We start from the raw sequence: 25,496 nt of genomic DNA on the forward strand, positions 1-25,496 counted from the left end.
TCTTTTTACACTATCTATCTTGACTATAATTAGCAGATAGGATATACTTCTTAGAAGTTAAAATATCATTTGACACATTAGTGTGATAAAGATGAAGAAAGAAATATGTTATATAAAGCTATAGTAGAGAAATGAGGATGCAGTATGGAAATGATTAAGGTTCGGGATCTAGCATATGAATATATAAGAAGAGATGAAGAGGGCAATGTGGAAAGTATTAATAGGGCCATAGACGGAGTTAGCCTTGATGTTAAGAGGGGCGATTTTATTGCAATTCTTGGAGCTAACGGTTCAGGTAAATCCACCCTTGCCAAACATATTAATGCAATACTGTATCCATCAGAAGGAACTGTATGGGTAAATGGACTAAGTACAGCTAAAGAGGATAATATATGGGAAATCAGAAGAAGTGCCGGCATGGTCTTTCAAAATCCCGATAATCAAATTATATCTTCCGTGGTAGAAGATGATGTAGGGTTTGGCCCTGAGAACTTAGGAGTTCCCACCAAAGAAATTTGGCAAAGAGTAGAAGACAGCCTAAAAGCCGTGGGCATGTTGGAATATAGAAAACATTCCCCCAATAAACTTTCCGGTGGTCAAAAACAAAGGGTGGCCATAGCAGGAATAATGGCCATGAAGCCGGAGTGCATAGTATTAGATGAGCCTACTGCCATGTTAGATCCCGACGGACGTAAAGAAGTTATTGATACAGTACTAAAACTTAACAGGGAAGAAAAAATAACAATACTGCTAATTACCCATCATATGGATGAGGTAATCAATGCGGATAAAGTATTTGTTATGGAAAAAGGAAAAGTAGTTATGGAAGGGACACCGAGGGAAATATTCTCTAGGGTGGATGAGATAAAGAAATACCGACTGGATGTACCTCAAGTAACTGAATTAGGGTTTGAACTAAGAAAGGCCGGGCTTGATATTCCGGAAGGTATATTATCAGTGGATGAACTGGTGGAAGCTTTAGTAAGGTTAAAAATGTAAATAATTAACAGGGATTTTATAAGATGGCAGGTGATAATATTGCAGATAGTATTTGAAAATGTAAATTATGTCTACGGCAGTGGAACAAGTTTTGAAAAGCATGCCCTTAAAGATATCAACCTTAAGATAAATAAGGGAGAATTTATCGGCCTTATCGGACATACCGGTTCCGGTAAATCTACTCTGATACAACATATGAATGGCTTAATGAAGGCCACCAGTGGAAAAATCTATTTTAACGGGGATAATATCTACCATAAGAACTATAATATGCGGCAATTAAGAAATAAGGTAGGACTAGTCTTTCAATATCCTGAACACCAGCTTTTTGAAACTACTGTATTTAAAGATGTGTATTTTGGACCTAAAAACTTAGGACTAGAAAAGCTAGAAGCTGATCTTCGTACCTATGAAGCCTTGAAAATGGTAGGAATAGGGGAAGACCTACTGGATGCTTCCCCCTTTGAATTATCAGGGGGACAAAAAAGAAGAGTGGCCATAGCAGGCATCCTGGCTATGAAACCGGATGTTCTTATTCTGGACGAGCCAACAGCAGGCTTAGATCCCAGGGGAAGAGATGAGATACTAGACCAGATTGCAAAGCTTCATAAAGAGAGCAAAATAACTGTAATTTTGGTTACCCATAGTATGGAGGATGCCGCAAAATATGTGGACCGTCTTCTGGTTATGAATCAGGGAAGGTTGGCTATGGATGAAAAGCCTGACAAGGTATTTTCAAGATACAAGGAACTGGAAGAAATCCATCTGGCTGCCCCTCAGGTTACTTATGTAATGAATGCCTTAAAGGAAAAGGGCTTTAGTCTTAATCCCGATGTAACCACAGTATCAGAAGCAAAGGATGAGATACTAAAGGCACTTAAAGGATATGCATAAAATTTGCCTGGTATAAATAAAACCTTGGGAAAGTGAGCGAGTTATGATTCGAGATATAACAATTGGACAATATTATCCGGCAGATTCCATTCTCCATCGTCTTGATCCTAGATTGAAGCTGAGTGGAACCATGTTATATATAATATCTATATTTTTATTTGATACCTTTTATGGGTATATAGCAGTTATTATTTTTTTGGCATCAATTATTAAACTGTCTAAGGTACCTTTAAAGTTTATCATACGGGGACTAAAATCAATTATGTTTATACTTTTATTTACCATGGCCTTTAATATGTTTCTTACAAAGGGAGATATTATATTTAGGTTAGGTTTTTTAAAAGTCACAAAGCAGGGACTTTATTCCTCAATATTTATGGGTAGCAGGCTTACATTACTTTTAGTAGGTTCATCCATGATGACCTATACTACAACCCCTAATCAATTAACTGACGGTTTAGAAAGACTCCTTAGTCCCTTGACTGTTTTTAAGGTACAGGTCCATGAAATTGCCATGATGATGTCCATAGCTCTTCGTTTTATACCCATATTGGTAGATGAAACCGATAAGATAATGAAGGCTCAGATGGCAAGGGGAGCTGACTTTGAATCAGGGGGTTTAATTAAAAGAGCAAAGAGTCTTATCCCATTATTAGTTCCCTTATTTGTATCGGCCTTTAGAAGAGCCCTTGATCTTGCCATGGCCATGGAGGCTAGGTGCTATCGGGGAGGCCAAGGAAGGACCAAGATGAAGCCCTTACAGTATGAAAGTAAGGATTATTTTGCTTATGGAATATTAGCATTATACCTTGCTTGTGTAATTACTATAAGCATTATAGAAAATCGACTGCCCGGATTATTGTAAAATATTAACAATTATGATATGATGTACTTATTACAAGAAGATAAGTTGTGGTGTATATATGAGAAGAATTAAATTAGAAGTTGCATATGACGGAACCAATTATCATGGTTGGCAAGTTCAGCCCGGTAAGACTACTATAGAAGGGGTTGTAAATAAGGCCTTATCAGAGCTGTTACAGGAAGATATAACAGTTATCGGTGCCAGCCGTACAGATTCCGGTGTCCATGCAAAAGGAAATGTAGCAGTTTTTAATACCGTATCTAGGATTCCCCCGGAAAAAATCTGCTATGCCTTAAATAGGTATCTTCCCTGGGATATAAGGGCACAAAGCTCTGTGGAGGTACCCCTATGGTTTCATCCAAGAAAAGTAGAAAGCAAAAAGACATATGAATACAAGATTATAAACAGAAATATAGCTGTTCCTACGGAAAGATTATATTCACATTTTGTCTACTATGATATGGATATAGGGGCCATGGAAGAAGCGGCAGGATACTTGGTGGGAGAGCATGATTTTAAAAGTTTTTGTTCTGTTAATACCCAGGTATCCAGTACAGTAAGAAGAATTTATAAGTTGCAGGTAGAAAAAGAAGGTTATTTAATTAAAATAACTGTTTGTGGCAACGGCTTTTTATATAATATGGTTCGTATTATAGTAGGAACTTTAATTGAAGTGGGAAGAGGCCGAATTGCTCCTAAAGATATGGTGAAAATACTTAAGGGACTAGACAGAAGCCTGGCAGGTCCTACAGCCCCTGCCCATGGACTGACTTTAAGCTGCATAGAGTATGATATGAACCAGATTTTTAAGGAGTGATTTTTTTATTATATTAAAGCAAAAAACTAGAATGGATGTGATAGCAGGTATCTGCAGTTTTGAAGTTGTTGAATTTGCTGAAGAGATATAAATCGTATGTTTCGACATAATATTGTACTATTTTACAACATAATCCTATATTATCTCCCCAAATTAGACAAAATGACGAAAAAAATTTTATGTTTCAACTTGTAGTGAGATAATACATTTGTGACAAGAAAATAAAAAAAAGAAAGTCTTCTGATATAATGTAAGTTGACCAAAACAAACAAGTATCGGAAGGAGCTTTCTTTTGAAAACTATTATAACAGAAGAGATGAGGTTTCGTCAAAGAGTAGTTAAATATGCTATCAAATATAATAATAACGCAAAAGCAGCTAGAAGATATCATACAAGTCGCCAACAGGTTTAACGCTGGAGAAAGAAATATGACGGAACAGTTCATTCTTTAGCTAACAGAAGCACAAGACCTCATTCACACCCAAATCAACATACAAAGGATGAATTAAAGCTAATTAAGCATATGTATCGTTATCACGGGTATGAAGGTCTTGCACAAGTATATCGAAAACTAAGAGATAACGGATATACAAGGTGCTACGATGCTATGTGTAGACAAATAAGGAAGATGAAATTAAACAAGCGTACAGTGAAACCTAAAAGCTATCCTAAGAGTAGCTATAAGAAAGTCACCTCAACATATCCAGGTGAACGTGTTCAGATAGATGTGAAATTCGTACCTGTTGAATGTATAGGCTTTTCCAGTAACCAAAGTAGATACTATCAAATAACAGCAATTGATGAATATTCAAGAAAAAGATATATGGAGCTAGTCAATGAAAACAGTACATTTACAACATCAAATTTTCTGACAAGACTGGAAGAGAATCTAGGATTTAAGGTAGATCTAGTCCAAACAGACAATGGGTTTGAATTTGTTAATGATTCAGAACGAACAAGCAAGAAGACAAGATTCCAAAGAGTCTTAAAACGACTTAATATAAAGCATAAAAGGACACGTCCATATTCACCATGGCAGAATGGAATTGTAGAACGTAGCCATAGGATAGATAATGAAAGGTTTTATAAGAAGAAACGATTTATTAGCTATAGAGAAATGGAAAAATCATTTTATAGATACGCAAATAGATATAACAATATACCAAAGAAGATACTTAATTTTAAAACACCAAATGAAATAGTTAGTGAATTTAATTTCAAAGATGTTTCTTAGTATAAAAATCAATGATATTAATCAGAAGGAAAAATTTATGGACTGTGTCACAAATGTTTGACTTCTTCAGAAATTTTTTGCCTAGATTTAAGAAAATCCCTTGACACACCCATAGACATGTAATATAATACAGAAATGTGACGTGATAAAATACTTTTGCCACAGCCCCGGGAGAAGTGTTTAAGAACGTGAAGACTATAATTCGTAAGTTAGTATTTAGGCAGCAAAACGAGTTTGCTGCGATTTTGAGTGAAAATATGTTCATTTTCATAAGGAGGAAAACCCATGAAGAGTTATATGGCTAGCCCAGCTACAGTTGAAAAGAAATGGTACGTAGTTGATGCTACAGGACATACATTAGGCCGTCTCACATCTGAGATTGCAAAAGTATTAAGAGGTAAAAACAAACCTACTTACACACCTTTTATTGATACAGGTGATTATGTAATAGTAGTTAATGCAGATAAAATAAAAGTAACTGGTAAGAAATTAGAACAAAAGACATATTTCAGCCATTCCGGTCATGTTGGTGGTGTTAGAGAGACAACTTTAGCTGAGATGATGGCTAAAAAACCCACAGATGTGATCACCCTTGCAGTAAAGGGAATGCTTCCAAAAGGACCTTTAGGAAGATCTATGATAAAGAAGTTACACGTATATGCAGGACCTGAGCATCCTCATGCAGCTCAGAAACCGGAAGCATTAGAGATCAAATATTAATTGGAAAGGTTGAAAGGAGGAAATAGCATTGGCTAAGGCAAGATATTACGGTACCGGTAGAAGAAAAAGCAGTATTGCTAGAGTATATTTATTACCCGGAACAGGTAAAATTACAATAAATAAAAGAGATATGGATGATTATTTTGGACTGGAGACATTGAAGCTGATTGTACGTCAGCCTCTTATGTTGACAGATACACAGGATAAATTTGATGTTATGGTAAATGTTAGAGGCGGTGGATTCACTGGCCAGGCAGGTGCCATCCGTCATGGTATATCCAGAGCCTTATTACAGGCAGATGCAGACTATCGTCCTGCATTAAAGAAAGCAGGCTTCTTAACAAGAGATTCTCGTATGAAGGAAAGAAAGAAGTACGGCTTAAAGGCAGCGAGACGTGCGCCACAATTCTCCAAGAGATAGTTATCAAAAAGATTACAATCCCCACAGACTATACGTTTGTGGGGATTATTTTTATCCACAAAATATTTAAGAGAAGCATTAGCCGGATAGAACCAATTTAGTAACATTTGAATATTTTAAAATCTTTTTAAATAAAAACCAATTTAAAATACAAGTTTTGACAATTTGCACATATTATGTTATGTAGAATTATCTTATATAATTACCTTTTTAAGGAGGGTATAGTAGTGAAATCAAAATTTAAAATATTATGTATATTAATAACTGTATTTTCAATGAAAACATCAACTTTAATTTATGACCAACCAACTACAAATTTTAAGGACTTATTTGATCAAGTTGATGGAATTGATGGAGCAGAGGCTGAAGCACTCTCTTATACCTTGGGTAATGATTTCCTAAAAAGCCCCCAAGATTTTATAGAATCGGCATCAGGATTGACTGATAATAAGCTAGGTAAAGTTTGCTCACTTTTAGTGAGTTATTTTATTTACGATGATTTTGAAGGATTTATAAGTATTGTAGATGACCTTGAAGATGATTCCGATTTATCAGAAGATTGTAGAACTGTCCTAGAATGTATTAATATTACTATTAATACATTGCAAAATAATAAGACTGTTAGTTTAGATGATGATACAACATTCTCAGGCTCAACATTTGAAGCGGCACCCTTTGATAAAAGTACTATCATGGGATTTATAGAAAACAACTTAAAATCAAATAGATATGAAGATGAACTATTTAATCATACTATAGCAACAGTATATGAATTGGATTCAGAAGCATTTGTAAAGATGATATCTGATTTGGATAATGATGAAATATCATCTATTGCCAAAAGTATTGCCTTAGGTTATTACAAAAATAATAGTTCATTTACCCCAAAAAGTGAAAAAGAAATTCTAGTCTTAATACAAGAGAATAAGAGATACTAAATCAAATTTTGAGTGAAATTAATAATGTCAAATCACAAAATTTAGAATAAAGAACGGATAATATATCATCTAAACCAACCATTGGAACTATGACAAATAGTAATGTTAATATTTTAATAAATTTGAATGCTATTTATTATTATTTATTTGCTAATAACATCAAGACATTAACTTATGTATGTTGCTCATTTACCCTTTCATACCTTGGCAACAGATACAAAATATGCTATTGTTAATACATGGAATCATTTATAAACATAAAACAATAGAATGAGCAAATATACATAAGGAACCGATGATGAATAAAAATTATGTAAAGGTGAGTAAAAATAGTATATTGCAGTATAGAGAAGATTATGATGTGTTGGTATGTTCCTTAAGATCCTCTCGAATTAAAGCCAAGCAACTGGCTATTTTGGAATTATTTCTTGTTTTATCACAAATCGGCTGTTTATTTATTATAAACGGTCCTTTAGGTGATATTAAAGGAATAATTTCTTTTTTTATAAATAAAAAGAAGAGGAACTTATTACATAGCTTATTAAAAAATGTAGGATACTGTGATAAGTTTTATATACTTGATTTTGACAACCCAGATGCAAACAGTACACCTGAGCTTGTAAGTGTTAATAAATTAATGTGGAAAGGTATACCTTTTTCTGTACATAAATACTACGAACAAGATAGGGCCATTTACAAAAAGCATTCTTCCCACAACAGAGATTTTTTTATCTATGGAAATGATGGGCTTATTAAAAAGGTAAAAGGATATAGAGGAGATGGAAGCGACACAGGTCGCAGGGCCTTACCGGTAGAGGATTCAAGGTTAATGGTTAATCTTTGTGTACCATATAAAGCAAAGACTTTAATGGATCCCTTCGCAGGCAGCGGTGGTATATTACATGAGGCCCGATATATTGCACCTCATCTTACCCTAATTAGTGTGGATATTGATCCTGTATTAGAACCGGGATTAAAAAAATATGCAGATAAGCATTATGCTATGGATGCAAGTGATGTGATATTAGAGGATACAGTAATAGATGCAATAGTAACCGAAGTTCCATTTTCCCCTGCTGCCACTGATAGTGTCATAAAAGTATTTGAACATTTATCTAAGTGTTTAAGCTATAATGGGCGAATAGTCTTTATGTGTCAAGTAGAACAATACGAAGAACTTAAGCTATGTATGAAAGATTTACAATTGTGCCCTCTTATAGAAAAGCCGGTAAATAGAAAAGGTACAGATGTGGTTATATCCGCCTGGTACAAAAGAAAAGAGAAAGTAGGAAAATTACAGGGTTTTCATGAAGCGGTAAGTAAGATATATTAAAAATTTGAGTACCAAAAAAATGGTACCCAAATTATATCCACCCTCCATCTAGTCCAATAACTTGGCCGGTTAGATATTCATTCTTCTCAGCCAGATAATATACCAAATCTGCCACTTCATCGCTCCTACCTAGCCTGCCCATGGGTATTTCCTCTTTCAACTGATATAATTCTTCCTCAGAAAGAAAACTGTTCATCTCAGTATCTATAGCACCACAGGCGACGGCATTAACCTTAATATTACTGGGAGCCAGTTCTTTGGCAAGGGCTTTAGTAAAGGCATTCATTCCCCCTTTTGAAGCTGAATAGGCAACTTCACATGAAGCACCTACATTGCCCCAGACTGAGGATATATTAATAATCTTGCCCGCCTTCTTCTGTACCATATTAGGGATGGCTAATGAGCAGCAATTATATATAGAAGTAAGATTGGTGCGAATAACCTTGTCCCAATCTTGCCAAGTCATATCTGACAGAAGGCCAATATAAGATATTCCTGCATTGTTAACCAGTACATCTAAATGGCCAAATTCTTCTTTTATAAGCTTAAATAATTCTTTTACTTTATGGTAGTCCCCCATATCTCCCAAGAAAGCTAGGCAGGCTACATTAAATTTTTCTATTTCTGCTTTGGTCTCTTCTAATTTCTCTTTATCTTTAGAGCCGTTTATCACAAGATTATAACCTTCCTTAGCAAATCTTAATGCTATGGCCTTTCCTATCCCTTTAGAAGATCCTGTTATTAAGACTGTTTTTCTGTTAGCTATATTTATAGCGGACATTTTATCACCTTCAAAAATTTAGTAGATTGTATTATTTTAATCAGTATATCACAACTTATTTCTGTTCGAAAGTGTGGTTGATTAGATTTTTTCTGTATGGTAAAATAGTTAAGGTGTGAGGTAGAATTATGAAAAAAAGTGCAGGTAAATTATTTGCCACAGGATTTTTAAAGTCTTTTCTTTTTTTTGTTTTCTTTTTTGCTGTCAGCCTCTTAAGTTATAGACTGGTTGTACATTTTTTAGATATTGAAGACGGTGGCTATGAAGAATTTATTCCACCGGTTGAAAAGCAGCAGCCTATTACTGAAGCTAGATTAGATGATGTATCAAAACATCTTATTTATTGTGTTGATGAAGATGACGGCAGCATTAAAAAAATTGTTCTTGAGATTTTAGATTGCAAGAAGGTTAAGCTTTTTTATATAACTATACCTATTAAGACAAAGCTTACCTTGTCTGATTCCCTACATAGTAAGCTTGTCCTTATAAAACCTTCAATTCCACAATTTCTTAAGCTTTCTGCTATTACAGGTTATATCCCTAAGGAAATTGCATATGAATATGGAGTACTGATAATAGAAGAATTGCTTAATATACAGATTAGTTATTATTCTGTGGTGCCTAGCAGCCTTTATGAAACAGTGTTTACCGGTAAAAATAATATAAATAATTCATCAGAGGATGGCTATCCTAAAGAAGTGTTTTCTGATGGATTTATAGAGTTTTTGCACAGTATAGATACAGAAACACAACTGCGAAGTTATATTAAAGATATTTATAATATGATTTATTCAAATCTGTCTTATGAAGATAAGCTAAATTATATGGAAACTTATCTAAAAATTCAGGGTAAGGATATCCACTTTGACCTAATAGCAGGAACAGACAGTAATAGTGCATATACCATTGATTACTCCAAAGCTTCAATGCAACTTAAAAGCTATATGGGTGATTATATAGGTGAATAAAGCCTATCAAAATAGTAGACTATAAAACAAAGGATAATGCCAATAAATTAAGAAAGGCGAAGTTTATATGGGATTTAGAAAAGCTAGAAACAGTAAAGTTGATAATTTAAGAAATTATATGACAATAGTTGTAGGTTCTGTAATAATGGCAGTAGCAGTTAATTTGATTTTTGAACCCTTAGGGCTGGTTACAGGAGGCCTAGCCGGTCTTGCCATTGTGGTAAAGGAGCTTACTAAGTTTATCTGGGAGGGGGGCTTGCCCGTATGGATTTTTACGGTAATTACCAACATACCTCTTTTCCTTGTATCCATAAAACTTTTAGGAATTAAGGCCATGTTTAGTGTATCTTTAGGAACTATAACATATGTATTAGCCTTGGCGGTTATTCCTATTTATGATTTTCAGTTTAACGATATGTTGCTGGCAGCAGTAGTAGGGGGGGCTATAACCGGAGTAGGTTTGGGTATGGTATTTTCCGTATCAGCATCTACCGGAGGGACTGATCTTTTGGCCACTTTAATTCAACGGTTTAACCGGCATATGTCGGTACCCACTATCCTTACTATAGTTGACGGTACTATTATTATATTAGGTGCCTTGGTATTCGGAATTGGTAATGCCTTATATGCAATTATAGCGGTTTTCATTACTGCCAAGGTTTCTGACGGCCTATTAGAGGGTCTAAAATTTGCAAAAATGGCTTATATAATATCTGATGAATACGATAAAATTGCCCAAGAGATTATGACATCTCTTGACCGAGGCGTAACCGGTTTAAGTTCTACAGGTATGTATTCTAATAAGGAAAGAAAGATGCTTTTTTGTGTGGTTTCTAAAAAGGAGATTGTTAAAATAACCGAGATAGCCAAGAAAATAGACCCTAATTCTTTTGTTATTGTTAACGATGTTAGAGAAGTCATGGGAGAGGGCTTTATCGAATATAAACAGTAAATAAAACAAAAAATATTAGATTTATCGGTAAAAATACTTAATTTCTATTATAATATACAAATTATACAAAAGGTAAAAACTGATTTTGTTAAAATGGGATATAGTTTATAGTATTTAAATAGTGTATCATAATCATATAAAATTAGTACAAGAACATATTGAATATATTAGGAGGATAGGAAATGGCAAGTTTATCTCTAAAGAATATTACCAAGCAATATCCTAACGGTGTAGTGGCAGTTAAAGACTTTAATCTTGAAATTGCCGATAAAGAGTTTATTATTTTCGTTGGACCTTCAGGATGTGGTAAGTCAACTACACTTCGTATGATTGCTGGTCTAGAGGAAATCACACAAGGTGAGCTTTATATAGGCGACAAACTGGTTAATGATGTAGAACCTAAGGATAGAGATATTGCGATGGTTTTCCAGAACTACGCACTATATCCCCATATGTCAGTTTATGATAACATGGCATTCGGTTTGAAATTAAGAAAAGTTCCTAAGGATCAGATTGATAAGGTTGTTCATGAAGCAGCTAAGATTCTTGACATCGAGCATTTATTAGATCGTAAGCCTAAGGCTCTTTCCGGTGGTCAGAGACAGCGTGTAGCTATGGGTCGTGCTATTGTTCGTAATCCTAAGGTTTTCCTAATGGATGAGCCTTTATCAAACTTGGACGCTAAACTAAGAGTACAGATGCGTATAGAGATTTCTAAATTACATCAGAAATTACAGACTACTTTCATCTACGTTACTCATGACCAGACCGAGGCTATGACACTTGGTACCAGAATTGTTGTTATGAAGGATGGATTAATTCAGCAGGTTGATACACCTCAAAACCTCTACGATAAACCTCAGAACCTATTCGTTGCAGGCTTTATGGGATCACCTCAGATGAACTTTATCGAAGCAACTGTTCTTCAGAGAGGTTCAGATGTATACGTTCAATTTGGAAGCAACACCTTAAGACTTCCTGAAGCAAAGGCTAAGAAGGTTGTAGAAGGCGGCTATGTTGATAAGAATGTTATCATTGGTATCCGTTCAGAAGATATCCATGATGAAGAGATGTTTATCAACAATTATCCTGAGGCTGTAATTGAAGCAACCGTAAGAGTATATGAGCTTCTTGGTGCAGAAGTATTCCTATACTTCACAGTTGATGAGGATATCGAGATTACTGCTCGTGTAAATCCTCGTACAACTGCAAGACCTGATGACGTACTTAAGATTGCATTTGATATGTCTAAGTTACATGTATTTGATAAAGATACAGAACAGGTTATCACAAACTAATATAAGATTATTAATGGGGACACTTCGGTGTTCCCTTTTTTTTATATTTTCTATTTTTCTTACAAACCAATTTCTGTTAGTTTAATGGGCGAACAAACTTCCCAGATAAGTGTTTTGATAGTATTGTACGAAAAAGCTTGCATATTTTTATATAAAATGGTTTACTTTTAACTATATTAATGATAAAATGGGACTAGCTTCTATGAATTTTAGGAGAAAATAGAAATATAATACTAAAGGAGTGTAAATATGATATCTAACCAAATTCTTCAGACTACTATAGACGGGTTAAAAAACATTACCAGAATTGACATCTCCGTTATGGATACAGAAGGTAAGGTGCTAGCTTCCACTGTGGAAAATCCTGAACAATATGAGAATATTGTTTTATCATTTGTAGCTTCTCCTGCCGACAGCCAATCTATCCAAGGATATCAATTTTTTAAGGTATTTGAGGAACATCAGTTGGAATATGTTATTGTAGCTAAGGGTGACAGTGAGGATGTATTTATGGTGGGTAAGATTGCCGCCTTCCAGATACAGAACCTTCTTGTTGCTTATAAAGAACGTTATGATAAGGATAATTTTATAAAGAATTTGCTGCTTGATAATCTGCTCTTAGTAGATATTTACAACCGAGCAAAAAAGCTCCATATTGACTCAGAGGCTAGAAGAGTAGTATATATTATTGAGACAAAGAATGAAAAGGATGCCAATGCCCTTGAAACAGTCCGCAGCCTTTTCTCCGGAAAAACTAAGGATTTTATTACAGCAGTAGATGAGAAGAACATAATCTTGGTTAAAGAAGTTAAGCCCAATGAAACTTATGAGGATCTAAACAAAACGGCTAAGATTATCTTAGATATGCTAAATACAGAAGCTATGACTAAAGTTTATGTAGCTTATGGTACTATAGTTAATGAGATAAAGGATGTTTCAAGATCCTATAAGGAAGCCAAGATGGCTTTAGATGTAGGTAAGATATTCTATAGTGGAAAAAATGTAATGGCATATAATAATCTGGGAATCGGAAGATTGATTTATCAGCTTCCTATGCCTTTATGCAAGATGTTCATTAAGGAGATATTTGACGGCAAATCACCGGATGACTTTGATGAGGAGACCTTAACCACAATCAATAAGTTCTTCGAGAACAATCTTAATGTATCTGAAACATCAAGACAATTATATATTCACAGGAACACTTTAGTGTACCGCTTAGATAAACTCCATAAAAATACTAACTTAGATCTTCGTGTATTTGAAGATGCTATTACCTTTAAGATAGCTTTAATGGTTGTAAAATACATGAAGTATATGGAGCAGTTGGATTATTAGACTACCCTTTGAACTATCTATGTTAGGAGGAGTATATGAAGAAAAATTATTTGACCGGGTTTCTTACGGGACTGTGCGGTGCCTTACTTGTTTTTATGCTAATGGGGACTGCCTATTTTCGTTTTTTTATGCCCCCAGGCTACAGACAGTTCCCATAGGGGATACCAAAGTCTCCGAAGATGAAGAAGAACCTTACGGTCATATTGTTAGCAAACTATCTGTTTTACAGATGTTGATTGATACTTATTATCTGGATGAAGTAGATAATGAAGCGTTGGCTACCGGAATATACAAGGGATTTGTAGCCGGCCTTAACGACCCTTATTCCACATATTACACCAAGGAGGAATTCTCTAACCTTCAGGAGAGTTCATCCGGTGTTTATCATGGAATAGGTGCTGTTGTAAGCCAGGATAGAAAAACCGGAGTAATTACTATTGTAAGACCTTATAAGGACGGACCGGCATATAAGGTGGGATTGCTCCCCGATGACATTATCTATAAAGTTGAAGGGGAAGAAGTCACCGGCAAGGACTTGGCGGAAGTTGTCAGTAAAATGAAAGGAAAGGAAGGTACTAAGGTCAATATATCTATTATTCGGGACGGTGAAGCGGAACCCATTGATTTTACTATTGTAAGGCAAAAGATAAATATACCCACAATAGAATATGAGATGCTTGAGGACGATATAGGTTATATACAGATTATTGAATTTGATGAGATTACTGTTTCACAATTTAATGAGGCCATAGATAAGTTAGAAAAGATGGGTATGAAGGGGCTTGTTGTTGATGTTAGGAACAACCCCGGTGGTCTTTTAGAGTCTGTAGTTCAGATGCTAGATCGCCTGATTTTCAAAGGCTTAATCGTATATACGGAAGACAAATATCATAACCGAGAGGAAGAAAGAGCAGAAGATCCCAACAAGTTTGATAAGCCTCTTGCTGTACTTATTAACGGTAACAGTGCCAGTGCATCAGAAATATTTGCCGGTGCTATACAGGATTATGAAATCGGAACCGTAGTGGGTACCACCAGTTTCGGTAAGGGAATAGTACAAAAGATAATACCTTTAAGTGACGGAACGGCTGTGAAGCTTACTATATCTAATTATTTCACACCAAAAGGCCGAAGTCTCAATGGTACCGGTGTTGAACCGGATATAGAAGTGGAATTGCTAGATGAGTTAAAACAATTAGTAACCATTCCCCATGACAAGGATAACCAACTTCAAAAGGCCATAGAAGTTATTAAGGAGCAAATACAATAAAATATATACCAGCATAAATTCCCCTTCAAGGGGAATTTATGCTGGTATATACAAGATAATAAAAAATAATGACATCGCAGTAAATCAATTAAATACAGAAGATTGCGTAGAAAAGGAGGTATTTTGCCTATTAGCAAGGTAATAGCTACCGTAGATTGGAATGTTATTTTTATGATTGCCGGCACCATGGGTATAGTAGGCTTCTTTATAGAATCTAAAATGCCCTCATTGTTAGCCGACCAGATCATTAATCTGGTACCCAATGTAAAATGGGCTATAATAGCCTTGGCTTTATTTGCCGGAATTATATCTGCTTTTATTGATAATGTGGCAACCGTATTAATGATTGCCCCTGTGGCGGTAACCATAGCTAAAAAGCTTAAGATATCTCCTGTAAATAGCGTTATTGCCATTGCCGTCTCATCTAACTTACAGGGTGCGGCCACCTTGGTAGGAGATACCGTATCAATTTTGCTTGGTGGACATGCTGGCCTAAGCTTTAATGATTTCTTTTTTCTTGAGGGAAAACCGGGGCTTTTCTGGATTGTAGAAGCAGGTGCCTTGGTTGCTACTTTAGTTCTTGTAATAGTCTTTCGTAAGGAAAAGGATCCTATTGACAAACAGGAGCTTACAAAGGTAGAGGATTATTTTCCTACAGTTCTTTTGGTAGGAGTAGTATTACTACTAATTATCAATTCTTTTATTCCCGGGAAGTACAAGCCTGATGCCATTGAAGGCTTAATAAATGGAATCATATGTATGACCTTATTTTTAATAGGACTAATAAGAAAGTTTATTAAAACTAAAGATACAGAAACATTTATTGAAGCCCTTAAATCCATAGACTATGATACAATACTTCTTCTTGCCGGGCTTTTTATTGTAATAGGTGGAATTACTGAAGCCGGTTTGGTTAAGGAGATTAGTAAGATATTTGTAAAAGTCAGCGGTGATAATGTATTTTTAATATATTCTCTAGTAGTATGGGCTTCTGTATTATTCTCCGCCTTTATTGACAATATACCCTATGTGGCAACCATGCTTCCGGTTGTAGGAGAAATATCAAGTATAATAGGTGTTGAAGCAAACTTATTATACTTTGGTCTTTTAATCGGTGCCACCCTTGGGGGTAATATAACCCCTATCGGTGCTTCAGCTAATATTACAGGACTTGGTATTCTTAGAAAAGAAGGCTATGATGTTAGTGCACCTACTTTTATGAAAATCAGTGTTCCTTTCACTTTGTCAGCAGTAGTAGCAGGATATTTATTAGTATGGCTTATATGGAGCTAAGTCTTCAAAGACCAGATTAAGCCATATAAGAATGACATTTATCAAGTTTATTAGGCTTTGCCTACTTGTTAAATGTCATTTTTTTTAAAAGAACTATAATATTAAATCAAAATCATCCGATAAATAATATAGAATATAATAGTAGAATGAATTAGAAGTTAAAATTTTTTTAGTAGGTGGTGAGATAATGCGTATAGAAGCATATAACAAGGTAAATCAAATTTATAATACAAGCAAAGTTCGAAATGTAAAAAAGACAGAAAAAAGCAGTTTTCAAGATAAGCTGGAAATATCTCAGACAGCCAATGATTACAGTATAGCTAAGCAGGCTGTGGATCAAACTCCTGATGTAAGAGAGGATAAAATTAATGAGATTAAGAAACGTATGGAATCCGGAACCTATAATGTAAGTATGGAAGATGTGGCTGAAAAAATAGTTAGTCGGTATTTTGATGAACTGATTTAGTTTATGGAAATGAGGTAAAATGTGGCGAGTTTAATTGAAGAATTAATCAGTGTATTAGATAAGGAACACGAAATATATAAGGAGCTTATCCCTATTGCAAGGGAAAAGACACAGATTATTGTAAAAAATGATACGACAGCCTTGCAAGAGATTACTGCTAAGGAGCAGAAGGCTATTGATAAAATTACAGCCCTAGAAAACAGCAGAGGCAAGCTAATGGAGGATATTAAGACTGTTCTTGGTAAAAGGAATGAGAACTTAAATTTAGCAACATTAATTGGGCTTTTAGACCGGCAACCTGAGGAAAAGCAAAAGTTATCCTTACTACATGATAAACTCAAGGAAACCGTGGGTGTTTTAGTAGATATAAATAACAGAAACAAAACTTTAATACAGCAATCCCTAGAAATGATAGAATTTAATATGAATTTTCTTCAAAGTGCAAGGATGGCCCCGGGGGATAATACTTATACCAAATCTGCCTCTCAAAAAAGTGAGAACTTAGGAAGTGGCATATTCGATGCAAAACAGTAAGTAAATTATATAAAGGTGGTATATTATGGCTTCATTTGGTAGTTTATATGTGGGTGTATCGGGCTTGAATGTCAGTCAAGCTGCTCTTAATGTAACCTCACATAATTTGGCTAATATCGACACTAAAGGTTATGTCAGGCAGCAGCCTGTAATTACCGATTTTCAATATGTCAAAAAGGGGGATTCCCACCTTTCTTCTATGCAGCTGGGCTTAGGTGCCAATTTTGCAGAAATTAAACAGGTCAGGGATATGTTTTTGGATCAAGCCTATCGCCAGGAGATTGGCCGACAGGCTTTTTATGAATCTCAGTATCAGGCAATTTCTGAAATTGAAGGCTTGTTCGGGGAACTAGAAGGGGTTCAATTCCAGAACACTATGAATGAGTTTTGGGAAGCTATGCAGGAGCTATCCCGGGAGCCTGATAATATAGTGGCCAGGGCTTCCTTTGTTCAAACGGCAGTTTCATTTATTGAAAGGGCTGACAATATATACGGCCAGTTAAGTGATTATCAGATAAATTTAAATACGCAAATTATTGATCAGGTTAATAGAATCAATGAGATTGGAAATGAAATCAAGGAATTGAATATAAAGATAAGACATTACGAAAGTGCGGGAGTAGAAAAAGCCAACGATTTACGAGATCAAAGAAATTTGCTTCTAGATGAACTAAGTAAGATTGCAAATATTACATATAATGAGGATAAAGATGGAGTGGTAACGGTAAACCTAGAGGGGATGTCCTTTGTTTCAGAAGATTTGGTTTACCGGATGGAAACTGTAAAGATTAGTGAAGATTCTGATATGCTTAAGCCTGTATGGGTAGCCCATGGCTACGTGGATGTTTTTAATATGGATAGACCCCCCTCATCTATGCATGATACCGATATAGGTTCCCTTAAAGGTCTGCTTCTTGCCAGGGGTCATAAGAAGGCTAATTATACTGATATACCTGTAAGAGAAAGATATGAAACAGAAAGCATGTATCAAGAAGCGGTAAGGGAATATAATAATAAAATCAGCCCGTCGGTGGTAATGACTGTACAAGCACAGTTTGACCAACTAATCCATGGAATAGTTACAATGATTAATGATACCTTAAGCCCCAATAAGGAGGTTACCTTAGCTGACGGAAGTAAGATGAAGATTTTGGATGTGGAGAAAGCCCCGGTGGGAATGGACTCAGACAGGGAGATGGGTGAGGCTTTATTTACCAGAAAGAGTATGGCCCGCTACAGTGATTGGGAGGAAATACAGATAGTTAATGAAGATGGTGAAATTGAGACCATATCCGCCAGAATATACATTGAGGAAGATCCAAAAGATAATTATTCCCTATACACCATAGGGGAAATAGAGGTAAATCCCCGGGTTCTTCAGAATAAATCTCTTCTGCCTCTGATGAAAAACGACAAAACAGGAGCCTTTGATATAGAAGTAGCACAGGAATTGTTAGATAAATGGCAGAAACCTTTTGCCACCTTGTCACCAAACACATTAACTTCCAATAATGTAAATGACTATTATATTTCATTTATATCGGAGTTAGCTAACAGAGGAGATCAGATTAATACTATCAGCTTAAATCAGGAATCCATGGTGGCTAGTATAGATAACAAGAGAGCAGAAGTGATAGGAGTATCTTCTGATGATGAGCTTACTAATTTGATAAAATACCAGCATTCATACAATGCTGCTGCAAGATATATCAATGTAGTCAGTGAGATGTTAGAACACATTATTATGAATCTGTAAGGGAGAGTGTTATGGCTTCAACATTTTTTGGATTAAATATCGGAAAGACCGGATTATATGCATATAAGGCAGCCCTTAATACAACAGCCCACAATATATCCAACTCAGAAACTGAAGGATATACCAGGCAGGTTATGGGACTAAAAGCAGGAAAAGCCCTAAGAATGAATAGTACATATGGTATGGCCGGAACCGGTGTAGAGGTAACAGGAGTAATACAGCTTAGGGATGAGTATTACGATTTAAAATATAGAAAAAACAATACAATTCTAGGTGAATATGCAAGCAAATCCCACTATATGACCGAGATAGAAAACTATTTTAATGAAGTAAGTGTGGAAGGCTTTACAACTGCATTTGATTCCATGTATAACAGCCTGCAGGAGCTGTCTAACAATGGCTCCAATCTATCTGTCCGCAGCCAAGTTGTTAATTATGGAAAGAGCCTAACTGAATTTTTTAATTCCTTATCAAAAAATTTAAAAAATATACAGGAAGAATGTAATTTTGAAATCAGAAACATGGTGGATAAGATTAACTCAACCGCACAACAGATTGCTGCCCTTACTAAACAGATAAATACCTTGGAAGTAAGCGGAGGCACTGCCAATGATCTTAGGGATCAAAGGGCACTACTTGTAGACGAATTGTCACAGGTGGCAGGTGTAACAGTCAGTGAAAGTGTGGTAGGAGCAGGTATTGGAGTAACCACTTATTTAGTAAAGATAGACGGTCAGACCTTGGTGGATGGAGCCAATTATAATAAGCTTCAGGTGGTTCCAAGGCAGTATAAAAACAATCAAAATGATATAGACGGATTATATGATATAGTTTGGGAAAGCGGTCAAAGCTTCAATTTGTCAAGCCAAAGCCTTGGGGGCGCCCTAAAGGCCTTATACGAAATAAGAGACGGAAATAACCGTCATAATCTACAGGGAAGTATCTATGGGATTGCAGGAGATTCTTATTTGACCTTAACCGATACTAATATAAATGAAGTGGAAAAGTTAAACATTCCCGAAACCGGGGTAATTACAGTAGAAAATAAAAAATATGCCTATACAGGTTTTGAAGTAAACATAGATGAGGAAAGTGGTAAATATACCTATACCTTTGAACTAGAAGAGCCCCTTTGGCTGCCTGTTGAAAGTAGCGATGCCTCGGTAGGTGAAAGTATTAATTATAAAGGAATTCCTTATTATCTAGATCAGCTAAATGAATTTATCAGAACCTTTGCTAAGGCATATAATGATATCCATAGAACGGGAAAGGACCTTGATAATAACTCAGCAGCAGACTTCTTTACAGCTACAAATAAGGTTAATGGCAGGGAATATGTATTTGGCCCCTTAGCAGATTCCGATGATCAGTATTACTATGAATATAATCGTTTTAGCTCTCAAACCGGTGGTTTTTATGAAGAAGTGCCACAAAATAGACCTTTATACGGCTCATATTACTTTATGACTGCTGAAAACTTTACTATCAATAGTGATTTAATAAATAATCCCAACAGAATTGCTACAGCTACCGATGTAGTCAACGGAATTGATAATAACGATGTGGTAGAAGCCCTAATTGCATTAAAAAGGGACAAGACTATGTTTGGACAAGGTGATCCCGGCGGCTTTATGAATACCTTAGTTGCAGATATTGGTATAGATACTAGGAAAGCCAATAATTTTGCTACCAACCAAGAAGATATATTAAATGCTATAACTAACCAGAAATTATCTATATCCGGAGTGGATATAGATGAAGAAGCCATGAATCTGGTTCGTTTTCAAAATGCATATAACTTATCGGCTAAAGTAATATCGGTTATGAATGAGATATATGACAGGTTAATTAATTATATGGGTGTATAGTAAGGTAGGAGGTGTCCCATGAGAATTACTAATCGAATGATGACCAATAATATGTTAAGCAATATAAATAAAAACAAGTTAAATGTATCTAAGCTGGAAGAACAATATTCTACCGGCAAGAAGATACAAAGGCCCTCTGATGACCCTATTGTAACAGTTCGTGCCCTAAAGCTTAGAACTAATTTATCAGAACTAAAGCAATACTATGAAAAGAATATCCCCGACGCAGCCAACTGGTTTGATGTAACAGAAAGTGCCTTAAGTACAATTAATGAGATTTTAAAACAGATTAATACTTACTGTGTTCAGGGAAGTTCAGATACTTTGACTGCCGAAAATCGCAACTCCATAGTCCAGAATCTTAAGCAGTTGAAGGATCAGATATATCAAGAGGGTAATACTAATTATGCAGGCAGATATGTATTTAGCGGATATAAAACAGATAGTTCATTGACATTTATGGAAGATGTAAGCACTTTGAAGTATGATATTACAGAAAACTTCCATGGAAAGCAAATAGAGACAGTAACTAGGGTATCAGGTGCTTATGAATTAAAGGATTATGAAGAGGCTGATGTTACATTTGATGATACCCCTCAGATGGAAAATGTTTATCGCATAAAATTATCTTATGACAGTTTGGATAATACTATTATGGACGGTATTTACTACACCATACCGGTAGGTAATGGTGAAACACAGGAGCACTTTATCTCTCCCGTTAAAACCGTATCTGCATATGAGGCGGATGCGTATAAACCGGATGATGATCCTCCTACTGTTAATTTTATATATGAAACCGGAGAAATCATTTTACATGAAAGCATATACGAAGAATTAAGATTAGCTGATAATATTAAAATATCATATACTAAATCAAGTTTTAATAAGGGAGAATTAAAACCGGAGCATTATTTTGATTGTGTAATGACAGATTCAAAAAGACCGGAAGAGGATCCTATTGAATTTACTAAAGAAAAACAAGAAATCCAATATGAAATCAACTACAATCAGAAGTTAACTATTAATACGGAAGGCTCTGATGCCATATCCCATAAGATTGGCAGGGATATTGATGATATCATTAAAAGCGTGGATGATGTTATTCGTACCGAAAACAAAATCAAAGAAGTGGAAAATCGCATGAAAGATATCAACCTCTCCCAAGAAGAAATAGAACGATATGAAAAAATGCTGGGCCATCTTGAAACAGAATTGGTACTTAGAAAAGAGGTTATGCAGAAGGCCTTTTCTAAGGGTATAAGTAGTTCTAATTCGGAGCAGGATAGGGTCAATGTGGCCTTAGCAGATCTTGGCAGCAGGTATTTTAGATTAAATCTGACGGAGAATAGACTATCTAGCCAGAAGGCAGATTTTACAGAGTTGCTATCTAAGAATGAAGATGTGGATATAGTAGATACTATTATTAACTTTAATGCGGCTCAGCTGATTTATAATGCTTCGCTTTCGGCCTCATCTAAAATTGTACAAAGTTCATTATTAGATTTCTTGTAAGAAACCAGTAAAATAAACAGTTAAGGAAGGGGATTAAATGTTAGTAAAAACAAGGCATTTTGGGGAGATTGATCTGGACGAAAACAAAGTAATAAATTTTGAACAGGGTATTTTAGGATTTGAAGATTATAAAAGATTTACTATTCTATATGATAATGAGACCGGAGAAAGACCTGAAGTAAGTTGGCTGCAAAGCTTAGATGAACCTAGCCTTGCAATTCCTGTAATTAGTCCCTTTATTGTAAAGCCTGATTATAATCCTACGGTAGAGGACGAGCTATTAACACCTCTTGGGGAGATTACCCCTGATAATATAGTGGTTCTGGTATCCATAACGGTACCCAGTGACATATCAAAGATTTCTGCCAATTTAAGAGCTCCCTTTGTAATTAATGTGGACACAATGAAAGGGTGCCAGGTTATAGTAGAAAATACAGATTATGAAATTAGATACTATTTTTATGAGCAACTGCAGGCTAAAAAAGCCGAAAAGGAGGGCCGAGTATGCTAGCCCTATCAAGAAAAGCCAAAGAATCCATAATGATCGGAAATGATATTGAAATAACTGTATTGGAGATAAAAGGTGACCAGGTAAAAATCGGCATAAATGCTCCCAAATCTGTGCCTATCTATCGTAAGGAGATTTACCTGCAGATATTAGAAGCTAACAAAGAGGCAGCCTCCACTACCATAAGCGGTGATGATTTGAAAAAATTATTTCAGTAATATATAGAATTGATAAATGATAAAGTAAAGTTTTTTTAAGTTATGTCGATAAAAAGTTATATAAGGTATGCCTAAAGATTGACAGTCAAGGATGACGAGTGAGTATTATTTAGGAATGTTAGAAGTGCACATGGAGGTGTATATAATGGCTTTAGATGTAACCAAAGCATCAACATATCAAAATAATATAAGCCCAGGAGGGCAAACCAGTGTTGATACTGTAAAAGAAACCATTACAAATCAAGTAAATCAGATGGAACAAAATATAAGACCGGTTGAAGAACTTGGTGAGGATAAATCAGAAGTTAGTGACAAGCATATTAAGACGGAGATATCCAAGGCAAACAGTAGACTAAAAAACCATAATGTCAGATGTGAATTTGCCTATCATGAGGAGACTAAGAGGGTAACAATCAAGGTATTTGACAAAGATACTGAGGAAGTTATAAGGGAAATTCCCCCGGAAAAAACCTTGGATATGATACAAAAGATGTGGGAATTGGCAGGAATTCTCGTTGATGAAAGAAGATAGGAGGGATCGTTATGCCACCACTTAGATTATCGGGATTGGCCTCCGGAATGGATACAGAAGCTGTAATTGAGCAGCTGATGAAGGCGGAAAGGCTTAAGACAACAAAAGTACAAAATAAAATAACAACCACAGAATGGAAACAGGATAAGTGGAAAGATCTTAATAAAAAGATTTACTCCTTTTATACAAATCAATTATCAAAGTTGCGTATGCAGGGTAATTTTGATATAAAAAAGGCAACATCTTCAAATACAAGTAAGGTGGAAGTAACAGCGGCAAATACTGCCCCTGAAGGAACCCATATTATTAAGGTTAAGCAACTGGCCAGCTCTCAGTTTCTAACCGGTGCAAAAATTGATAAGGATATTAATTTAAATACCAAATTGTCAGAACTGGGATTAAAGGCAGAAGACGGAGTTACAATACATATAAATGCAGAAAAATCAGTTGATTTTGAAGTTAATTCAAATTCAACCGTAGGAGATTTCATAAATGCCTTAAGAAGTGCAGGCTTAAATGCCAATTATGATACGGTTCAGAAAAGATTTTTTATCAGCTCCAAAAAAAGTGGAGTAGAGAATCAGTTTACCATGTATACTTCTTCTGAAACTTTAAAAGATAAGAATGCTGTATTAGACTTTATTGGATATGGTTCTTTAAGCAGCCAGGATAAGAATAAGGTAAATGATTACTTGGCATCTTATTTAAAAAGTGAAGATTCTAATGAAAAGAATGAGATATTAGAGAATCTAACTAAGATAAAGTTTAACAGTGAAGCATTTATTAATGAATATATGGCAGATGAAGAAAACAAGGCAGCAGCAACCGCTGCTGTACAAGAAAGACTTAAGGATGAGTATCCTGACGGAGTGATACCCCAGGAGCAGCTAGAGGAAGAAGTGCAAAAAGAATTAGAGAATGCTGCTAAGACAGCAGCTCAGGAGCGCTTTGACAGCTTAAAGAATGAACTTGAGCCTCTTATGGAGAAATATGCAGATCAGAGTGAGAATCCCGCTTCCGAATCAGTAAGTTTAAGTGGACTGGGCTTAGGAGAAATAAGAAATGATAGCGGAACCATAGAGCTTTCTGGAGTTACCGGTGCTGTTTTGGTAAATGCTAAAGATGCTATTATAGAATATAACGGAGCTGAACTTACCGGATCATCTAATAATTTCTCCGTCAATGGACTTAATCTTAACCTTAAAGGGATTACGGCAGTAGGAGATGCAGATAAAGGTATAGAGGATGATGTTATAAGTATATCCATTACCAATGACACACAAGCCGTATATGATATGGTGAAGGATTTTGTAAAATCATATAATGAACTGCTTACAGAAATGAATGAAGCATATTATGCTGCTTCAGCCCGTGGTTATGATCCTCTGACTGATGAGGAAAAAGAGACCATGACAGAGGAACAGATTAAGAAATGGGAAGATAAGATAAAGGATGCTCTACTTAGAAGAGATGATACACTGGGAAGTCTACTAAGTATGTTTCGTACAAGCTTAAGTGAGGGAGTAAAGGTAGGAGATAAGACATATTCCTTAGCAAGTTTTGGTATAATGTCGGGGGACTATTCTGAGAAAGGAATATTACATATTCATGGTGATGAGGATTTTGCTAAAGTAGCATCCAATGATAATAAACTTATGGAGGCTCTGAGTAATAATCCAGAAGAAGTAAGAACAGTGTTAAATACCATAGCAGATAAACTTTATTCTTCCTTGATGAACAAGATGAAGAGTACAACCCTAAGCAGTGCTTTAACTGTGTATAACGATAAGGAATTGTCAAAGACACTAGATAACCATAAATCCGATTTAAAGAAATTGGAGGCCAAGCTGGCAAAGATTGAAGAAAAGTATTATAAGCAATTTGCGGCAATGGAATCTGCCATGGCAAAGATGAACGCACAAAGTTCAAGCTTGATGTCAATGCTTGGAATAAACACAGGTCAAAATTAGTTTTTAGG

25 protein-coding genes are annotated in these 25,496 nt (G+C 35.5%); 24 read left to right on the forward strand and 1 reads right to left on the reverse strand.

The annotated features are described in order from the left end of the window. The first annotated feature begins 144 nt into the window (after positions 1-144). The 9 genes from SD1D_RS01720 to SD1D_RS01760 all read left to right on the forward strand — a co-directional run bounded on the left by SD1D_RS01720 (position 145) and on the right by SD1D_RS01760 (position 8,221). Entirely contained in the window at positions 145-999 is an 855-nt protein-coding gene (locus tag SD1D_RS01720) for an energy-coupling factor transporter ATPase (protein WP_058257324.1), read from the forward strand. A gap of 39 nt (positions 1,000-1,038) precedes the next feature. Beyond that, entirely contained in the window at positions 1,039-1,893 is an 855-nt protein-coding gene (locus SD1D_RS01725) for an energy-coupling factor transporter ATPase (RefSeq protein ID WP_087758720.1), read from the forward strand. Positions 1,894-1,936: 43 nt separating this feature from the next. Further along, positions 1,937-2,758, forward strand: coding sequence for an energy-coupling factor transporter transmembrane component T family protein (locus SD1D_RS01730; RefSeq protein ID WP_058257326.1), 822 nt, complete (start codon positions 1,937-1,939; stop codon positions 2,756-2,758). A gap of 58 nt (positions 2,759-2,816) precedes the next feature. Then, positions 2,817-3,575 (forward strand): tRNA pseudouridine(38-40) synthase TruA, encoded by a 759-nt coding sequence (gene truA, locus SD1D_RS01735; RefSeq protein WP_058257327.1) that lies wholly within the window; start codon positions 2,817-2,819, stop codon positions 3,573-3,575. A gap of 628 nt (positions 3,576-4,203) precedes the next feature. Then, positions 4,204-4,809, forward strand: coding sequence for a DDE-type integrase/transposase/recombinase (locus tag SD1D_RS12375; protein ID WP_242955239.1), 606 nt, complete (start codon positions 4,204-4,206; stop codon positions 4,807-4,809). 285 nt (positions 4,810-5,094) lie between these two features. After that, positions 5,095-5,529: a 50S ribosomal protein L13 gene (gene rplM, locus SD1D_RS01745; protein WP_058257328.1), complete on the forward strand. Its 435-nt coding sequence runs from the start codon at positions 5,095-5,097 to the stop codon at positions 5,527-5,529. A 28-nt stretch (positions 5,530-5,557) separates the two neighbouring features. Beyond that, on the forward strand, positions 5,558-5,950 hold the full coding sequence (gene rpsI / locus SD1D_RS01750) for a 30S ribosomal protein S9 (protein WP_058257329.1): 393 nt from the start codon (positions 5,558-5,560) through the stop codon (positions 5,948-5,950). 227 nt (positions 5,951-6,177) lie between these two features. Continuing rightward, a complete protein-coding gene (locus tag SD1D_RS01755; RefSeq protein WP_058257330.1) occupies positions 6,178-6,888 on the forward strand; it encodes a hypothetical protein in 711 nt (236 codons plus the stop codon). Between the two features lie 298 nt (positions 6,889-7,186). Next, positions 7,187-8,221: a TRM11 family SAM-dependent methyltransferase gene (locus SD1D_RS01760; RefSeq protein WP_058257331.1), complete on the forward strand. Its 1,035-nt coding sequence runs from the start codon at positions 7,187-7,189 to the stop codon at positions 8,219-8,221. Positions 8,222-8,252: 31 nt separating this feature from the next. On the opposite strand, the gene ymfI is transcribed toward SD1D_RS01760, so the two are convergent. Beyond that, positions 8,253-9,002, reverse strand: coding sequence for an elongation factor P 5-aminopentanone reductase (gene ymfI / locus SD1D_RS01765; RefSeq protein ID WP_058257332.1), 750 nt, complete (start codon positions 9,000-9,002; stop codon positions 8,253-8,255). Between the two features lie 128 nt (positions 9,003-9,130). Between ymfI and SD1D_RS01770 the strand changes: the two genes are divergently transcribed. The 15 genes from SD1D_RS01770 (at position 9,131) to fliD (ending at position 25,488) form a co-directional block, all read left to right on the forward strand. Next, a complete protein-coding gene (locus tag SD1D_RS01770; protein ID WP_058257333.1) occupies positions 9,131-9,970 on the forward strand; it encodes a hypothetical protein in 840 nt (279 codons plus the stop codon). Between the two features lie 67 nt (positions 9,971-10,037). Beyond that, on the forward strand, positions 10,038-10,922 hold the full coding sequence (locus SD1D_RS01775) for a YitT family protein (protein ID WP_058257334.1): 885 nt from the start codon (positions 10,038-10,040) through the stop codon (positions 10,920-10,922). Between the two features lie 182 nt (positions 10,923-11,104). After that, positions 11,105-12,220 carry an ABC transporter ATP-binding protein gene (locus SD1D_RS01780; protein ID WP_058257335.1) on the forward strand — a complete coding sequence of 372 codons (1,116 nt, stop codon included), beginning with the start codon at positions 11,105-11,107 and terminating at the stop codon, positions 12,218-12,220. A 249-nt stretch (positions 12,221-12,469) separates the two neighbouring features. Next, entirely contained in the window at positions 12,470-13,558 is a 1,089-nt protein-coding gene (locus SD1D_RS01785; protein ID WP_058257336.1) for a PucR family transcriptional regulator, read from the forward strand. A 19-nt stretch (positions 13,559-13,577) separates the two neighbouring features. Then, positions 13,578-14,828: a S41 family peptidase gene (locus tag SD1D_RS01790; RefSeq protein WP_058257337.1), complete on the forward strand. Its 1,251-nt coding sequence runs from the start codon at positions 13,578-13,580 to the stop codon at positions 14,826-14,828. Between the two features lie 123 nt (positions 14,829-14,951). After that, a complete protein-coding gene (locus tag SD1D_RS01795) occupies positions 14,952-16,121 on the forward strand; it encodes an ArsB/NhaD family transporter (protein ID WP_058257338.1) in 1,170 nt (389 codons plus the stop codon). A gap of 187 nt (positions 16,122-16,308) precedes the next feature. After that, positions 16,309-16,587: a flagellar biosynthesis anti-sigma factor FlgM gene (gene flgM / locus SD1D_RS01800; protein WP_058257339.1), complete on the forward strand. Its 279-nt coding sequence runs from the start codon at positions 16,309-16,311 to the stop codon at positions 16,585-16,587. A 21-nt stretch (positions 16,588-16,608) separates the two neighbouring features. Then, positions 16,609-17,121, forward strand: coding sequence for a flagellar protein FlgN (locus SD1D_RS01805; protein ID WP_058257340.1), 513 nt, complete (start codon positions 16,609-16,611; stop codon positions 17,119-17,121). A 25-nt stretch (positions 17,122-17,146) separates the two neighbouring features. Beyond that, entirely contained in the window at positions 17,147-18,877 is a 1,731-nt protein-coding gene (flgK, locus tag SD1D_RS01810) for a flagellar hook-associated protein FlgK (protein ID WP_058257341.1), read from the forward strand. Positions 18,878-18,888: 11 nt separating this feature from the next. Beyond that, positions 18,889-20,745, forward strand: coding sequence for a flagellar hook-associated protein FlgK (gene flgK / locus SD1D_RS01815; protein ID WP_058257342.1), 1,857 nt, complete (start codon positions 18,889-18,891; stop codon positions 20,743-20,745). Between the two features lie 18 nt (positions 20,746-20,763). Further along, the gene (gene flgL, locus SD1D_RS01820) at positions 20,764-22,260 is read left to right on the forward strand and encodes a flagellar hook-associated protein FlgL (protein WP_058257343.1); all 1,497 of its coding nucleotides are present in this window, start codon (positions 20,764-20,766) and stop codon (positions 22,258-22,260) included. A 37-nt stretch (positions 22,261-22,297) separates the two neighbouring features. Continuing rightward, entirely contained in the window at positions 22,298-22,771 is a 474-nt protein-coding gene (fliW, locus tag SD1D_RS01825; protein WP_058257344.1) for a flagellar assembly protein FliW, read from the forward strand. Then, positions 22,765-22,986, forward strand: a complete 222-nt coding sequence (gene csrA, locus SD1D_RS01830) for a carbon storage regulator CsrA (protein ID WP_058257345.1) — start codon at positions 22,765-22,767, stop codon at positions 22,984-22,986. The genes fliW and csrA overlap by 7 nt, the downstream gene beginning before the upstream one ends. Positions 22,987-23,131: 145 nt before the next feature. Next, positions 23,132-23,518, forward strand: a complete 387-nt coding sequence (locus SD1D_RS01835) for a flagellar protein FlaG (RefSeq protein WP_058257346.1) — start codon at positions 23,132-23,134, stop codon at positions 23,516-23,518. A gap of 11 nt (positions 23,519-23,529) precedes the next feature. Further along, the gene (gene fliD, locus SD1D_RS01840; RefSeq protein WP_058257347.1) at positions 23,530-25,488 is read left to right on the forward strand and encodes a flagellar filament capping protein FliD; all 1,959 of its coding nucleotides are present in this window, start codon (positions 23,530-23,532) and stop codon (positions 25,486-25,488) included. Positions 25,489-25,496 lie beyond the last annotated feature (8 nt).

Source organism: Herbinix luporum, from assembly GCF_900070325.1.
GTDB classification, from domain to species: domain Bacteria; phylum Bacillota; class Clostridia; order Lachnospirales; family Lachnospiraceae; genus Mobilitalea; species Mobilitalea luporum.